This window comes from Micromonospora sp. H61, assembly GCF_018070325.1.
Lineage (GTDB): Bacteria > Actinomycetota > Actinomycetes > Mycobacteriales > Micromonosporaceae > Micromonospora > Micromonospora salmantinae.
In genome coordinates, this window is sequence record NZ_JAGPXY010000260.1 from 1 (window position 1) to 416 (window position 416).

The 416-nt window shown below is 68.5% G+C and carries 1 pseudogene; it reads right to left on the bottom strand.

Annotated elements, in window-relative coordinates:
* Positions 1-77: 77 nt before the first annotated feature.
* Positions 78-416 (bottom strand): annotated as a pseudogene (locus tag KBX08_RS33490) (hypothetical protein); the annotation flags it as partial.

Sequence of the window (416 nt, forward strand, 5' to 3'; positions counted from 1 at the left end):
CCGAGGTATACCGCTCCTCGGCAGATCGACATCGCGGGCCAGCCGAGCGCACGGTGGAGCCGTGAGGAATTGACCGCCTAGGCGAAGCTGAACAGCGGCGGGAAGACGAGGACCACGATCCAGGCCCACGCGGCGTACACGGGCAGGTAGCCGGTCTGCCACCGTTCGAGCGTCGCGAACGGTGTGCGCCGACGGATGAAGGACAGCAGCAGCCACGCCGACCACGCGAGGTTGACCAGCAGGATCACGTTCTCGCCGAGCGCTGCCGCCCGGTTGGGCGTACCGCCGTACTCGTCGGTGATGCGCCCGGTGATCTCCGCCAGCACCAGCACGTCGATGGCCAACGCACTGACCACCAGCGCGAGTTGGAGTTTGTCGAACGGACCGGGCGGGGCCAGCGGGTCACGGGCCGAGAG